Origin of the sequence: Pseudomonas oryziphila (assembly GCF_003940825.1) — a bacterium.
GTDB lineage: Bacteria > Pseudomonadota > Gammaproteobacteria > Pseudomonadales > Pseudomonadaceae > Aquipseudomonas > Aquipseudomonas sichuanensis.
Genome location: NZ_CP034338.1, coordinates 979,584 through 994,440 on the forward strand (window position 1 = coordinate 979,584; position 14,857 = coordinate 994,440).

12 protein-coding genes and 1 pseudogene are annotated in these 14,857 nt (G+C 66.4%); 8 read left to right on the forward strand and 5 right to left on the reverse strand.

Annotated features, from left to right (window positions below):
• Positions 1-123: 123 nt before the first annotated feature.
• Genes EJA05_RS04690 through EJA05_RS04705 form a run of 4 tightly spaced genes read left to right on the forward strand, consistent with a single transcriptional unit; the run spans position 124 to position 4,897 of the window.
• A complete protein-coding gene (locus EJA05_RS04690; protein WP_125857498.1) occupies positions 124-1,662 on the forward strand; it encodes an efflux transporter outer membrane subunit in 1,539 nt (512 codons plus the stop codon).
• Entirely contained in the window at positions 1,659-3,836 is a 2,178-nt protein-coding gene (locus EJA05_RS04695; protein ID WP_125462654.1) for an FUSC family protein, read from the forward strand. Before EJA05_RS04690 ends, EJA05_RS04695 begins: the two co-directional genes overlap by 4 nt.
• Positions 3,826-4,026 (forward strand): DUF1656 domain-containing protein, encoded by a 201-nt coding sequence (locus EJA05_RS04700; protein ID WP_028689551.1) that lies wholly within the window; start codon positions 3,826-3,828, stop codon positions 4,024-4,026. Before EJA05_RS04695 ends, EJA05_RS04700 begins: the two co-directional genes overlap by 11 nt.
• Positions 4,027-4,036: 10 nt before the next feature.
• Complete coding sequence (locus tag EJA05_RS04705) at positions 4,037-4,897, forward strand: efflux RND transporter periplasmic adaptor subunit (RefSeq protein WP_125857499.1); 861 nt, start codon at positions 4,037-4,039, stop codon at positions 4,895-4,897.
• A 146-nt stretch (positions 4,898-5,043) separates the two neighbouring features.
• Here the strand turns inward: EJA05_RS04705 and EJA05_RS04710 are convergent, their stop codons facing one another.
• Entirely contained in the window at positions 5,044-5,499 is a 456-nt protein-coding gene (locus EJA05_RS04710) for a universal stress protein (protein WP_125857500.1), read from the reverse strand.
• A gap of 230 nt (positions 5,500-5,729) precedes the next feature.
• Here EJA05_RS04710 and EJA05_RS04715 point away from each other — a divergent pair, with 230 nt between their 5' ends.
• The 4 genes and pseudogenes from EJA05_RS04715 to EJA05_RS04730 all read left to right on the forward strand — a co-directional run.
• Positions 5,730-6,635: a LysR family transcriptional regulator gene (locus EJA05_RS04715; protein ID WP_125857501.1), complete on the forward strand. Its 906-nt coding sequence runs from the start codon at positions 5,730-5,732 to the stop codon at positions 6,633-6,635.
• Between the two features lie 171 nt (positions 6,636-6,806).
• Complete coding sequence (locus EJA05_RS04720) at positions 6,807-8,348, forward strand: MFS transporter (RefSeq protein ID WP_125857502.1); 1,542 nt, start codon at positions 6,807-6,809, stop codon at positions 8,346-8,348.
• A gap of 27 nt (positions 8,349-8,375) precedes the next feature.
• Positions 8,376-9,437, forward strand: a complete 1,062-nt coding sequence (locus EJA05_RS04725) for an HlyD family secretion protein (RefSeq protein ID WP_125857503.1) — start codon at positions 8,376-8,378, stop codon at positions 9,435-9,437.
• Between the two features lie 146 nt (positions 9,438-9,583).
• Positions 9,584-10,978, forward strand: a pseudogene (locus tag EJA05_RS04730) (efflux transporter outer membrane subunit); the annotation flags it as partial.
• Positions 10,979-11,123: 145 nt separating this feature from the next.
• Here the strand turns inward: EJA05_RS04730 and EJA05_RS04735 are convergent.
• The 4 genes from EJA05_RS04735 to EJA05_RS04750 form a co-directional block, all read right to left on the reverse strand.
• Entirely contained in the window at positions 11,124-11,948 is an 825-nt protein-coding gene (locus EJA05_RS04735; RefSeq protein ID WP_125857504.1) for an SDR family oxidoreductase, read from the reverse strand.
• A 151-nt stretch (positions 11,949-12,099) separates the two neighbouring features.
• A complete protein-coding gene (locus EJA05_RS04740; RefSeq protein ID WP_125857505.1) occupies positions 12,100-12,564 on the reverse strand; it encodes a multidrug transporter in 465 nt (154 codons plus the stop codon).
• A 150-nt stretch (positions 12,565-12,714) separates the two neighbouring features.
• Positions 12,715-14,169 carry a mannose-1-phosphate guanylyltransferase/mannose-6-phosphate isomerase gene (locus EJA05_RS04745; RefSeq protein ID WP_125857506.1) on the reverse strand — a complete coding sequence of 485 codons (1,455 nt, stop codon included), beginning with the start codon at positions 14,167-14,169 and terminating at the stop codon, positions 12,715-12,717.
• Between the two features lie 35 nt (positions 14,170-14,204).
• Positions 14,205-14,852, reverse strand: coding sequence for an alginate O-acetyltransferase AlgF (locus tag EJA05_RS04750; protein ID WP_125857507.1), 648 nt, complete (start codon positions 14,850-14,852; stop codon positions 14,205-14,207).
• Positions 14,853-14,857 lie beyond the last annotated feature (5 nt).

The following is a 14,857-nucleotide window of genomic DNA, read 5'->3' on the forward strand; positions in this document are numbered from 1 at the left end:
CGACCAAAGCCGGATTATCGCTGTTTTGGTAACAAAGATTCGCAGGAATATGCGCTTATCGCCAATGAAAGCCACCCCTAGAATGGCCCAGCCCCTCCACCTCTTCCTCGGGAAATCGCAGCTGTGCCGCGTCGCCACATCGGAGCGCTCCGAGCGCTCAGTGCCTGTGCCCTTAGCTTGTCCTTGAGCGGCTGTATCGGAACCTGGGGCATTGCCCCGCAAAGCAAGACAATCCAAGCCAACCAACTGACCACCGACGCCGCCATTGGCGAGGCGGCGCGTGATGCCCATTGGCCGGCCCAGCAGTGGTGGCGCGCCTATGGCGACCCCCAATTGAACGCCTGGGTAGCGCTGGCCCTGCAGGGCAGCCCGAGCATGGCCATGGCCGCCGCACGGGTGCGTGAAGCCAAGGCCATGGCCGGTGTGGTCGAGTCGGCCGAGCAGTTCCAGGCCAACGGCCAGGCCTCGCTCAAGCGCCACAATTGGCCCGAGGATCAGTTCTACGGCCCCGGCGCGTTGTCCGGCGCCAACACCTGGGACAACAACGCCGCCATCGGTTTCAGCTACGCGCTGGACCTGTGGGGCCGTGAACGCAATGCCAGCGAGCAGGCCGTGGACCAGGCCCACATGAGCGTCGCCGAGGCGCGCCAGGCCCAGCTGGAGCTGGAAAACAACGTGGTGCGCAGCTACATCCAGCTCAGCCTGCAGTTTGCCCGGCGCGATATCGTCCAGGCCGAGCTGGCCCAGCAGGAGCAGATCGTCGCCCTGGCCAAGCGTCGCCTCGACGGTGGCATCGGCACCCATTTCGAGCTCAGCCAGGCCGAAGCGCCGCTGCCCGAGACCCACCGCCAGATCGACAGCCTCAACGAAGCAATCGCCCTGACCCGCAATCAGCTGGCGGCCCTGGCCGGCAAGGGCCCGGGGGAGGGCGGCAAGCTGCAGCGGCCAAGCCTGACCCTCGGCGCGCCGCTCAAGCTGCCGTCGAACCTGCCCGCCGAACTGGTCGGCCAGCGCCCCGACGTGGTCGCCAGCCGCTGGCAGGTCGCCGCCCAGGCGCGCGGCATCGATGTGGCTCATGCCGGCTTCTTCCCCAATGTCGACCTGGTGGGCAGCCTCGGCTTCATGGCCACCGGCGGCGGCCCGCTGGAATTCCTCACCGGGCGCAAGTTCAACTACAACGTCGGGCCGGCGATTACCTTGCCGATCTTCGACGGTGGCCGCTTGCGTTCGCAGCTGGGCGTGGCCTCGGCCGGCTATGACGTGGCCGTGGCGCGCTACAACCAGACGGTGATTGGCGCGCTGAAGAATATCTCCGACCAGTTGATCCGCCGCGAATCGATGCAGGAGCAGGCGCACTTCGCCGCCGAATCCGTGGCCGCCGCGCAGAAGACCTACGACATCGCCACCGTGGCCTTCCAACGCGGCCTCACCGACTACCTCAACGTGCTCAACGCCCAGACCCTGCTGTTCCGCCAGCAACAGGTGCAACAGCAAGTGCAGGCCGCGCGCCTGATCGCCCATGCCGAACTGGTCACCGCCCTGGGTGGTGGCCTGGAAGCCGGCAAGGACGTGCCGGATGAACAGCGCCAGGCCGCACCGAAGACCCCCGCCGCCTTGACGCTGGTCGACAAACTCCTCGACCACGCGGACCACGCCCAATGAGCGCACTGAGCTTGCCCCTGCGCTGGCTGCAGAGCCTGGAATGGCGCCGGGGCTTCTTCGCCTGGGCGCGCACCGACGGCGTTACTTGGGTGTACATCTTCAAGGTCCTGGCCGCTGCCTTCATCACCCTGTGGCTGGCCATGCGCCTGGAGCTGCCGCAGCCGCGCACGGCGATGATCACCGTGTTCATCGTCATGCAGCCGCAAAGCGGCCATGTGTTCGCCAAGAGCTTCTACCGGGTGCTCGGCACCCTGGCCGGCTCGGCGATGATGGTTGCGCTGATCGCGATCTTCCCGCAGAACACCGAGTTGTTCCTGCCCAGCCTGGCCCTGTGGGTGGGCCTGTGCTCGGCCGGTGCCATGCGCTACCGCACCTTCCGCGCCTACGGTTTCGTGCTGGCCGGCTACACCGCGGCGATGATCGGCCTGCCGGTGCTGGAACACCCCGACCAGGCGTTCATGGCCGCGGTGTGGCGGGTGCTGGAAATCGCCTTGGGCATCCTGGTGTCGACCTTCGTCAGCGCCGCGATCCTGCCGCAGTCGGCCAGCGCCGCCATGCGTAACGCCCTGTACCAGCGCTTCGGCACCTTCGCCGGGGTGGTGGTCGAAGCGCTGCGCGGCGACAGCCAGCGCGACCGCTACGAGACCAGCAACGTGCGCTTCGTCGCCGAAGCGGTGGGGCTTGAGAGCCTGCGCAACGTCACCGCCTTCGAAGACCCGCACATGCGCCGCCGCTCTGGCCGGCTGGTCCGCATGAACAGTGAGTTCATGGCCATCACCACCCGCTTCAACGCCCTGCACCGGCTGCTGGAGCGCCTGCGTGCCCGTGGCCCGCTGCAGATCGTCGGCGCCATCGAGCCGGGCCTTGAGACACTGGCCGAGCTGTTGCAGCCCTATGTGGGGCGTGCGCTGACCGACGCCGATGCGCTGCGCCTGGCGCTCGAACTGGGCACTTATAAAGAAGGCCTGCAAGCCCAAGTCCGCGGGCTGCGGGCGGACTACCTGGAAACCGACCCCAGCGAGTCCGACCTGCTCGATTTCCACACGGCCTTCGAGCTGCTCTACCGCTTCGTCGACGAGATGTACAGCTACGCCGAGACCCACGCCTCGCTGGCCGTGCATAGCCACGAGCGCGAGCAATGGGACGAGCCTTACGTGGCCCAGACCAGCTGGCTGGTGTCGGCGGCCGCTGGCGTGCGCGCCTCGGCGGTGCTGTTGCTGCTGGGCAGCTACTGGCTGCTCAGCGACTGGCCCAGCGGCGCCATGATGACCCTGATCGCCACCGTCACCGTGGGCCTGTCGGCGGCCTCGCCGAACCCCAAGCGCATGTCGTTCCAGATGGCCTGCGGCACGGCGATCGGTGCCTTCATCGGCTTCTTCGAAACCTTCTTCGTGTTCCCCTGGATCGATGGCTTCCCCTTGCTGTGCATGGTGCTGGCGCCGGTCTTCGTGCTCGGTGCGTTCCTCGCCTCACGCCCGGCCTACGCCGGCTATGGCCTGGGCTTGCTGGTGTTCTTCGCCATCGGCTCGGTGCCCAACAACCTCACCGTCTACAACCCCTACACCTTCATCAACGACTACATCGGCATGGTCATCGGCATGTTCGTCTGCGCCGCGGCCGGGGCGATCATCCTGCCGCCCAACAGCCGCTGGCTGTGGAGCCGCCTGGAGCAGGAGCTGCGCGAGCAGGTGCTGTTCGCCATCAGCGGGCGCCTGCGCGGCCTGGGCTCGGCCTTCGAAAGCCGCACCCGCGACCTGCTGCACCAGGCCTATGGCCTGGCCGCCGGCAAGCCGCAGGTGCAAAGCCAACTGATGGGCTGGATGTTCACGGTGCTGGAGATCGGCCACGCCGTCATCGAACTGCGCAAGGAGCAGGCCCGCGCGCCGGTGCACCCGGCCTATGCCGAGTCGCAGCCCTGGCGCCAGGCCATCCGCGTCATGGGCCGGGCGTTGGCGCGGCTGTTCCTGCAACCCAGCGCCAGCAACCACGAACGCGCCCTGGTGGCAGTGGACCATGCCATCAGCCGGGTGCAGGCCACCGACGAGCCCTTCGCCCGGCACTTCGACACCTCGGTGCTGCGCCGGGCGCAGAGCTACCTGCACTTCATCCGAACCTCCCTGCTCGACCCACAGTCGCCGTTGGCTCCGGCGAAAGGATTGCACGATGCCCCGTGAGATCGCCTTCCATGGCGTGTACATGCCCACCATGACCTTGATGTTCCTGTTCGCCCTGGGCCTGGCCTGGGGGCTCGACCGGTTCATTGCAAGCGTTGATGGCTACCGCTTCTTCTGGCACCCGGCGCTGCTGCGCCTTTCCCTGTTCGTCTGCCTGTTCGGCGCCCTGGCGCTGTCGCTCTACTGGTGAGAAACCTTCGATGAAAAAGTTCTTCAGCCTGATCGCCACCCTGCTGGTGCTGACCGCTGCCGTGGTGATCGGTCGCCAGTTGTGGCTGCACTACATGACCACGCCCTGGACCCGCGACGGCCGGGTGCGCGCCGACATCATCAACGTCGCCGCCGACGCGCCGGGCTATGTGGTGGATGTACCGGTCAAGGACAACCAGCGGGTGAAGAAGGGCGATGTGCTGATCCGCATCGACCCTGAGCACTACCAGCTGGCGGTGGACCAGGCCAAGGCGCTGGTCGCTTCGCGCAAGGCCACCTGGGAAATGCGCAAGGTCAACGCCAAGCGCCGTGCCGACATGGACAACCTGGTGATCTCCAAGGAGAACCGCGACGACGCCAGCAACATCGCCAACTCGGCGCTGGCCGACTACCAGCAGGCCCAGGCCCAGCTGGCGGCGGCCGAGCTGAACCTCAAGCGTACGCAGATCGTCGCCACCGTCGATGGCTACGTGACCAACCTGAATATCCACAAGGGCGACTACGCCCGCACCGGCGAGGCGGTGATGGCGGTGGTGGATGAAAACTCGTTCTGGGTGTACGGCTTCTTCGAGGAGACCAAGTTGCCCCATGTGAAGGTGGGCGACGTGGCCGAGTTGCAGATGATGAGCGGCGAGCGCCTGCGCGGGCATGTGGAGAGCATCGCCCGGGGTATCTACGACCGCGACAACCCGCAGAGCCGCGAGTTGATCGCCGATGTGAACCCCACGTTCAACTGGGTAAGGCTGGCGCAGCGGGTGCCGGTGCGGATTCATATCGATGAGGTGCCGCAGGGGTACCTGCTGGCGGCGGGGACCACGTGCACCGTGGTGGTAAAACCGAGCGGGGAGTGATCCGAGGACGTCATCGCGGGGCAAGCCCGCTCCCACGAGATGGACTGTCCCCAGGAAAACAGGGCAGTTCAAGCTCAACACCGTGGGAGCGGGCTTGCCCCGCGATGGCGTCGGCGAAACCACTACAGATCCGGGCTAATCCACGTTCACGCCCCTGTCGCTACACCTACCAGCACCGGCACCTGTACCCGGTCGATCACCTTGGCGCTGATCGACGGATCCAGCAGTCGCCCAAACCGCGACAGATGCCGGTGCCCCATGATGATCAGCTCGCACTCCAACTCCCGGGCCTTGGCGACGATGACGTCCTCCGGCTGGCCGGCCTCCATGCAGCCCAGGCTGTCGAACCCGGCTTCGCGCAGGGTCTTCACGGCGTTGCTCACGGCATGTTCAGCCAACTGCTGCTCGTCGCAGGCGGCGGGATATTCCTCCAGCTCCTGCTCGGTGTAGGTCGTGCGCTGGTCATGCACGGCGAAGGTCGCGTCGATGGCCAGCAGCACGTGCAGGGTGTGTTCGCCCGGGCGGCAGTAGCGGCGGGCGAGGTCGAGCAGGGCATGGCTGGCGGGGGACGCGTCGATGGCGATCAGGACCGGGTGGGGCATGGGCAATCCTTGGGAGAATGGATGGCAGTGCTGGCCTCATCGCCGGCAAGCCGGCTCCCACAGGGAGATGCGCTGCCTGTGGGAGCCGGCTTGCCGGCGATGAGTTCACACCATTCTCGGTTCATTCACCCACACGGATAAATGGCCCCCCACGCACGGTGCCATTGCGCCTGACGCAATCCACCAACCTGATACCATCGCGTTTCCCACAGCTGTCACGGACAACGGCCATGCAACTCCCGGACATGAACCTGCTCGTCGCCCTCGACGCCCTGCTCGACGAAGGCAGCGTGGTCGGCGCCGCCCAGCGCATGAACCTGAGCCCGGCGGCCATGAGCCGAACCCTGGGGCGCATCCGCGAGGCCATGGGCGATCCGATCCTGGTGCGTGCCGGCCGTGGCCTGGTGCCGACGCCCCGGGCGCTGGCCCTGCGCGACCAGGTTCGGGCGCTGGTGGAGCAGGCCGGGTTGGTGTTTCGCAGTGGCGACGAGGTCGACCTGGCGAACCTCGACCGGGCCTTCAACATCCGCACCAACGACCTGTTCATCGCCCTCTACGGCGCGCGCCTGCTGCACATGATGCTCGAACAGGCGCCCAACACTGTGCTGCGCTTCGTCCCCGAGCATCAGGGCGACGACGACCTGGTGCTGCGCCACGGGCAGATCGACCTGGTGGTCAGCTCGAGCATCGACATGGGGCCGGAGATCAAAGTACAGAGCCTGTTCGACACCTGGTTCGTCGGGCTGGCGCGGGCCGACCACCCGATCTTCGACGCCGAGATCACCCCGGAGCGCTTTGCCCGCTACCCGCAGATCAGCGTATCGCGACGCGGGCGGGCCAACGGCCCGATCGATGTGGAGTTGGGCGCCCATGGCGTGCAGCGCAGGGTAGCGCTGATCACGCCGAGCTTTCATTCGGCGATGTTCTCGTTGCCGGAGTCGGACCTGATCCTGCCGATGCCGGCGAACATCCTCGGCAGCGTGGCCAAGTTCGGCCTGCCGTTGCGTTCGTTCGATATCCCGGTGCCGCTGGAAAAGGTGCGGGTGATGCAGGCCTGGCATCCACGATTCGACAACGACCCGGCGCATCGGTGGTTGCGCCGGACCATGCGGGCCTGCTGCGCGGGCGAGCCGTAAAACCGAGTCGCCTGCTTCGCGGGTAAATCGCAGCGGCGAAGCAGGCGCCGCCGATCTCAAAGCTGGATTGCGTTTGGCGCAACATAAACCTGCCAACAAGTCAGTTTTCGTCAGCATTCGACCTTCTTAGACTTCCCCCAGCCCTGAATTTGTTGCTGGAGATGTCATTCCATGAGTTCCCTGACCGCGCCCTCTGCCGCGCTGGCCGCCGCTCCCGCGCCGGCCGCCCCTGTGCAGGCGGCGTTCGGCCTGCGGGTAGTGGTGGGGCTGTTCGGCGTGTTGCTGGCGGTGCTGTGCGCCGGGCTCAACGAGTCGGTGACCAAGATTTCCCTGAGCGACATCCGTGGCGCCATGGGCATCGGTGCCGACGAAGGCGCCTGGTTGCTGGCGGTGTACAGCGCCGCCTCGGTGTCGGCCATGGCCTTCGCCCCGTGGCTGGCCACCACCTTTTCGCTGCGCCGCTTCACCATGTCCGCCGTCGGCCTGTTCGCCGTGCTTGGCCTGATCCAACCCTTCGCGCCCAACCTGCACAGCCTGATGTTGCTGCGCATTCTGCAAGGCTTCGCCTCCGGTGCCCTGCCACCGATGCTGATGAGCGTGGCGCTGCGCTTCCTGCCGCCGGGCATCAAGGTCTACGGCCTGGCCTGCTACGCCCTGACCGCCACCTTCGGGCCCAATCTGGGCACACCCCTGGCGGGCCTGTGGACCGAATACGTCGGCTGGCAGTGGGCGTTCTGGCAGATCATCCTGCCCTCCTTGCTGGCCATCGCCTGCGTGGGCTGGGGCCTGCCCCAGGACCCGCTGCGCCTGGAGCGCTTCAAGCAGTTCGACTGGCGCGGCGTGCTGCTCGGCCTGCCGGCGATCAGCAGCATCGTCCTTGGCCTGTCGCTGGGCGATCGCTGGGGCTGGTTCGATTCGCCGCTGATCTGCTGGCTGCTCGGCGGCGGCCTGCTGTTGCTGGTGCTGTTCATGTACAACGAATGGTCCGAGCCGCTGCCGTTCTTCCAGCTGCGCATGCTGTCGCGGCGCAACCTGAGCTTCGCTCTGGTGACACTGGCAGGGGTGCTGATCGTGCTCTCTGGCGTGGGCAGCATTCCGTCTGCGTACCTGGCGCAAATCCAGGGCTATCGCCCGGCGCAGACCAGCCCGCTGATGATGCTGGTGGCCATGCCGCAACTCATTGCCCTGCCGTTGACGGCGGCGCTGTGCAACATCCGCGCGGTGGACTGCCGCTGGGTGCTGGCGCTCGGGCTGGCCATGCTGGCGGCGTCGTGCGTGGGCAGCAGCCTGCTCACTTCGCAGTGGATCCGCGGCGACTTCTACCCCTTCTACTTGCTGCAGGTGTTCGGCCAGCCGATGGCGGTGCTGCCGCTGCTGATGCTCTCGACCAACGGCATGACCCCGCAGGAAGGCCCGTTCGCCTCCAGCTGGTTCAACACGGTCAAGGGCCTGTCGGCGGTAATCGCCGGTGGCCTGCTCGATGCGCTGGGCACCCTGCGCCGGCATTTCCATTCCAACCACCTGGTCGACCGCCTGGGCAATGCGCCACTGATCGACGACAACACCGCCGGCCTGGCCAAGCGCATTCATGACCAGGCCCTGGTGCTGACCTCGGCCGACCTTTACCTGGTGATGGCGGGCTTCGCCGTCGCCCTGATCTGCCTGATCCCCTTCGTGCCTACCCGCATCTATCCACCGCGTGCGGTGGCCTGAGCCTGTGGATGAATTCGAGACATTGAAATGACCAACAATCGCAAAACCCTGTTCATTGGCTCGGTGCTGGCCGTGGCCGTGCTGGCTGGCATCGTCGGCCCCTGGATGTTTGGCAGCGACCACCGCCAGAGCACCAACGATGCCTACATCACCGCCGACTACACCGTGGTCGCGCCCAAGGTGGCGGGCTTCATCAAGGAGGTGCTGGTAGAGGACAACCAGCAAGTCACCGCCGGCCAGTTATTGGCGACCATCGACCCGCGTGACTACCAGGCCGCCCTCGATGCTGCCCAGGCCCAATTGCTGGTGGCCAAGGCCCAGAGCCTGGATGCCCGCGCCACCCTGGAACGTCAGGCTGCCGTGATTGCCCAGGCCGAGGCGGCGGTGAAAGCGGCCCAGGCCGAAGCCGCCTTCGCCGACCACGAAGTCACCCGCTACAGCCGCCTGGCCGAGCAGGGCGCTGGCACCGTGCAGAATGCTCAGCAGGCGCGCAGCCGGGTCGATCAGGCCCGGGCACGGCTGGCCAACGTACAAGCGGCGCTGGTGGCCACGCGCAAGCAGGTGGACATCCTCAGCGCCCAGGTGGCCAGCGCCGATGGCCAGCTCAAGCGTGCCGAAGCGGGGCTGGAGAAAGCCCAGCTGGACCTGTCCTACACCCGTATCACCGCGCCGGTGGACGGCATGGTCGGCGAGCGCGCCCTGCGCGTGGGGGCCTACGTGAATCCGGGGGCGCGGTTGCTCTCGGTGGTGCCGTTGGAGCGCGCCTATGTCGTCGGCAATTTCCAGGAAACCCAGCTGACCCACGTGCAGCCGGGCCAGCCGGTGAGCATCAGCGTCGATACCTTCTCCGGTGAAAAGCTGCACGGTCATGTCGAAAGCATCGCCCCGGCCACTGGGGTGACCTTCGCGGCGGTCAAGCCGGACAACGCCACCGGCAACTTCACCAAGGTGGTGCAGCGCATCCCGGTGAAGATCGTCTTCGATGACGGCCAGCCGCTGCTTGCACGCCTGCGGGTGGGCATGTCGGTGGAGGCGACCATCTATACCCAGGGGGACCGGCTCGACGGCAAAGAGGTGACTGCGCGATGAGTGGGCAGGTTGAATTTTTCGCGGCCGATGGGGCTGCTGCGCAGCCCTTTCGCGGCGCAAGGCCGCTCCTACAAGGGATCGCGGTCGCCTGTAGGAGCGGCCTTGTGCCGCGAAAGGGGCGCGCAGCGGCCCCCGTGCTGCTAGCCATGCTGCTGGCCGGCTGCACCCTGGGCCCGGATTTCCAGCGCCCGAGCAGCGAAGCGCCAAAGGAGTGGGCCGCCCTGCAAGGCGAGGCTGCGGCCAGCCAACCAGTGGCTGAGCCGTTGGAGCTGCGTTGGTGGGACAGTTTCCATGATGCGCAGTTGAGTGCGCTGATCCAGAAGGTCGCCGAGCGCAACCTCGACCTGCAGATGGCCAGCGCGCGCCTGCTGCAAAGCCGCGCCCTGCGCAGCACCGTGGCCGCCGACGAAATGCCTTCGGTGGACGTGAATGCCGGCTACAGCCGTGCGCGCAACAGCGCCGAAGGTTTGAGCGATCCGTCGGGCAAGGCGGGCAAATCGGCCTTCAACCTCTGGCAGGGCGACCTGGTCGCCGGCTGGGAGCTGGACCTGTGGGGCCGTGTGCGGCGCCAGGTCGAGGCGGCCGATGCCAGTGTCGAAGTGGCTGAGAACGACCGCCGTGGGGTGCTGCTGGCCTTGCTGTCGGAAACCGCCGGCAACTACATCCAACTGCGCGCCGTGCAGCACACCCTTGAGGTGACCCAGGACAACCTCAAGGTTGCCCGTCACAGCCTGAAACTGTCCGAAGACCGCCAGGCCGAGGGTGTTGCCACGCGCCTTGATGTGGCCCAGGCCAGCGCTCAGGTGGCGTCGATCGAGTCGCGCCTGCCCAGCCTGGAAGCCCGCCGCGACGACCTGATCAACGCCCTCAGCCTGCTCGCCGCCGAACCGCCGCGCAGCTTGCAGGCCGAGTTGCTGCAGGGCGGCGAACTGCCCACGCCGCAGCAGAAGTTTGCCATCGGCTTGCCGTCCGAACTGGCCGAGCGCCGCCCGGACATCCGCCAGGCCGAAGCTCGCCTGCATGCGGCCACCGCCAGCATCGGCGTGGCCAAGGCCGACTTCTACCCGAGCATTCGCCTGTCGGGCAGTGTCGGTTTCCAGGCCATGCAGTTGTCCGATTTCGGCGCCTGGGATTCACGCCGTTTTGCCTTTGGGCCGCAGCTGTCGCTGCCGATTTTCGAGGGTGGGCGGCTCAAGGGCACGCTGGAGCTGCGCGAAGCCCAGCAACAGGAAGCGGCGCTGAACTACCGCAAGGTGGTGCTGGGCGCCTGGCATGAGATCGACGACGTGCTGCGCCTGTACAACGCCAGCCAACTGCGCCGCGACCACTTGGCCGAGGCGGTGCGGCAGAACCGCATCGCTTTGGAGACTGCGCAGCGCCAGTACGTGGAAGGGGCGGTGGACTTTCTCAATGTGCTGACCGTGCAGGGTGCGCTGCTGGCCAGCGAAGAGCAGTGGATCGACAGCTCGGCGGCGGTGTCGCAGGCGCTGGTGGGGTTGTACAAGGCCCTGGGTGGCGGCTGGCAGGCGTTCGACCAGGAACTGTGTTCGCCAGCGCGCCACATACCCTGTGGGAGCGGCTTTAGCCGCGAAGCAGGCGGCGCGGTGGATGGCACCGGCTCTGCCGGTGTTCGCGGCTAAAGCCGCTCCCACAGTTCGATGAGGGGCGGCTTGCCCCGCGATGACGTCAGAGCGGTCGCAACAATCCGAACCGCTTGCGCAGCACCCAATCCAGCAGCCTCTGCGGCAGCACCCGCGCCATCAACGGCAACGCCGTGCTGCCATTGCCGATACGCACCAGCGCCGGCACTGGCGACTTGCGCGTAGCGGCCAGCAAGCGCTGGGCAAACACCGCCGCCGAAGTCGGTCGATCCTGCGAAGCCCGCGCCCGGGCCTGCACCTGCTCACGCAACGGCCACCACGGTGAATCGCTCGCCAGCACCTGTTCTGCCTGTTGCTGGGCATTGCTGGCGAACTGCGAGGCAATCGCCCCCGGCTGCACTTCCATCACCCGGATACCGAACGGCGCCAGCTCCAGGCGCAGCGCGTCGGTCAGCCCATGCACCGCCGCCTTCGAGGCGCAGTAGGCACCGGCGAATGGCGTGACCAGCACGCCCGAGACACTGCCGATGTTCACCACCAGCCCACGCGAACGGCGCAGCAGCGGGAACAGCGCACGGGTCACGCCCACCAGGGCGAAGACGTTGGTTTCGAACTGTTGGCGCATGGCCTCGACACCGCCGTCGAGCAGTGGGCCCATGGCGCCGTAGCCGGCGTTGTTGATGAGGATGTCGAGGCCGCCGTGGCGGTCTTCCAGCTCGTCGGCCAGGCGGGTCAGTGCCTCGCTGTCATTCACATCCAGTTGCCGTGCGGCGAAGCCGGCGGCGAGCAGGGTGTCGACATCGTCGAGCTTGCGGGCGGTGGCCCAGACTTCGTGGCCGGCATCGCGGAAGGCGTCGGCCAGGGCGCGGCCGATGCCGCTGGAACAGCCGGTGATGAGGACGGTGGTCATCTTTGAGGCCTTTCATGAAGGGAGGTTTGTGTTGGCTGTTCTGGCCTCTTCGCGGGTAAACCCGCTCCCACAGGTATCGCACAGGCCTTGAATACTGTGGGGTACCTGTGGGAGCGGGTTCACCCGCGAAGAGGCCGGTACAGGCAAAGCATCAATTGGCGAATGTACCCTGCAGATGCTCGGCGCGAAACTCCAGGGTCTGCGGCCGATACCCCGAACGCAGCGGCGGCAACGGCAGACAGTCGCTCCACTCGCTGCCCGGCTGCAATTCGCCCGGGCCGCGATAGCGCGGTGCTGCATAGGTGTTCTCGGCAAGGTTCACGGTATCGCCCGGGGCATAGGCGCCCACGCGCCAGCGCAGCTCTGACAGGGGGACGTTGTTGCCGTTCTTCATGCGCACCTGCAGGGCGCGGTCGGCGGGGCATTGATCGGGGGCGTAACTCAGACGCAGATCGAGGCGCGCCAGTTGCGACGCTTCGCGGTTGTCTTGCCAGGCGACGCCCAGTGCCACCAGCCCCAGGCCGCACACGGCCGCCAGGGAAATCGGCAGGGCCTTGGCCGGGTAGCGCAGCAGCAGGACCAGCCAGGTGAGGACGAGCAGGGCGCCGATGATCATGGTGGAGCAGGCCTTGGTGGCGGGGGTTTGACCATCTTGAAGCGGCAAGCTGCAAGCTACAAGCGGCAAGAAAGAGCGGAGCGGCGGTGAATCGGAAATCGTCGACTCAACGCAGCCCTGCTTTTTCTTGCCGCTTGCCGCTTGCCGCTCTTACTGCGCGATGGTCTTCACCGATACCCCACGCTCCACCGGCGTGGAAGTACGCCCATACACATCCTCGAAGCGCTCGATATCATCCTCGCCCAGGTAGCTCCCGGACTGCACTTCGATGATCTCCAGCGGGATCTTGCCTGGGTTGCGCAGGCGGTGCACCGAGGCGATCGGAATGTACGTGGACTGGTTCTCGGTCAGCAGGAACACGTTCTCGTCACAGGTCACCTCGGCGGTGCCGGACACCACGATCCAGTGCTCGGCGCGGTGGTGGTGCATCTGCAGCGACAGCGCGGCGCCCGGCTTGACGGTGATGTGCTTGACCTGGAAGCGCCCGCCCATGTCCACCGAATCGTACGAGCCCCACGGGCGGTACACCTCGAGGTGGTTCTGGGTCTCGCTGCGGCCCTGGGCATCGAGGGTGTTGACCAGTTGCTTGACCCCCTGAACCTTGTCCTTGTGGGCGATCATCATGGCGTCCTTGGTTTCCACCACCACGATGTTCTCAAGGCCGATCACCGACACCAGCTTGCCGTTGCCGTGGATCATGCAGTTGTGGCTGTCCTGCACCACCACGTCGCCCTTGGTGACGTTGCCGTTGTCGTCTTTTTCGTGCACGTCCCACAGCGACGACCAGCAGCCCACGTCGCTCCAGCCGGCCGATAGCGGCACCACGCAGGCGCGCTGGGTCTTTTCCATCACTGCGTAGTCGATGGAGTTGTCCGGGCAGCAGGCAAAGGTGGCTTCGTCGATGCTCAGCACATCGGCCTCTTCGTCACTGCGCTCCAGGGCCAGCAGGCAGGTGTCGTAGATGTCCGGGTCGTGTTTCTTCAGCTCTTCGAGGAAACGGCTGGCGCGGAACAGGAACATGCCGCTGTTCCAGAAGTAGCCGCCGGCGCGGACGAACTCGGCGGCGCGTTTCTCGTCGGGTTTTTCGACGAACTGCGCCACCCGGGCCACGCCTTCGGGCAGCAGCGCATCCTGGCTTGAGCGGATGTAGCCGTAGCCGGTCTCGGGCTTGGTCGCCGGCACGCCGAACAGCACCATCTCGCCGCGCTCGGCGGCCACGGTGGCCAGGGCCAGGGCGCGTTGCAGGGCCTTCTGGTCCTCGATCACGTGGTCGGCCGGGAGCACCAGCATCAGTTCGTCACGGCCTTCGTTGACCAGCTTCATGGCGGTCATCGCCACCGCCGGTGCGGTGTTGCGGCCGAAGGGCTCCATGAGGATGGCCTGGGTTTGCAGCTTCAGCGCGCCCAACTGCTCCTGGACGATGAACTTATGGTCCTTGTTGCAGACCACGATGGGCGTGTCCATGCCGTCGAACACCAGGCGCTGGATGGTCTGCTGGAACAGCGTGTGCTCGCCGGTCAGGGCCAGGAACTGCTTGGGGAACTGCTTGCGCGACAAAGGCCACAGACGCGAACCGCTACCACCAGAAAGAATTACCGGGATCATGTTGTTTCTCCAATAAGGTCGTTAAGAGGCAGGGATCAGTTAGTGGACACTGGGCGGGTGACCCAGACCGGCGACAGGCTGCTGCCGGAGCCGGTGACATACAGCACGGCCGCTTCGCCGCGCTCCAGGGCGACGGGTTTGACGTCGCCGACTTTCTTGTCGCCTGCATACAGCGCGAGGTTGACCTTCACCGGGTTGATCTCGCGCTCGCCACGGCCCTTGGCCGCCACCGGCTTGACCACTTCGGTCTTGCCGTCGGCGGTTTTCAGGGTCAGTTGCTGGTCGCTGAGGTTCTGCACGCGGACCAGGGCTTTCTGCTTGTTCTTGAACGGCGGCTCTTCGATCAGCTGCGGGTTGCCGCTGGCGTTGTTGACCAGGGTGTAGTACTTGTCGGCGGCCAGCTTGACCGGGACGTTCTTGCCGCCGACCTGGGCGGTGTAGTCACCGCCGGGCAGGAAGCTGAAGTCGCTGCTGGCCTGGGCGCCGACCTGCTTGATCTGGGTATTGCCCACGCTTGCCGCAGTAGGGGCGCTGGTGGCGTTGTACAGGCGCACGAAGGTCGAGCCTTTCGGCGCACTCGGGCCGTACAGGGCGGCGTCGGCACCGGCGAAGGCCTGCATCGAGGCCAGGCTCAGGCCGGCAGCGAGGGTGAGGGCTTTGGCAATGGAAGTCTTGGTGGTCATGTGCG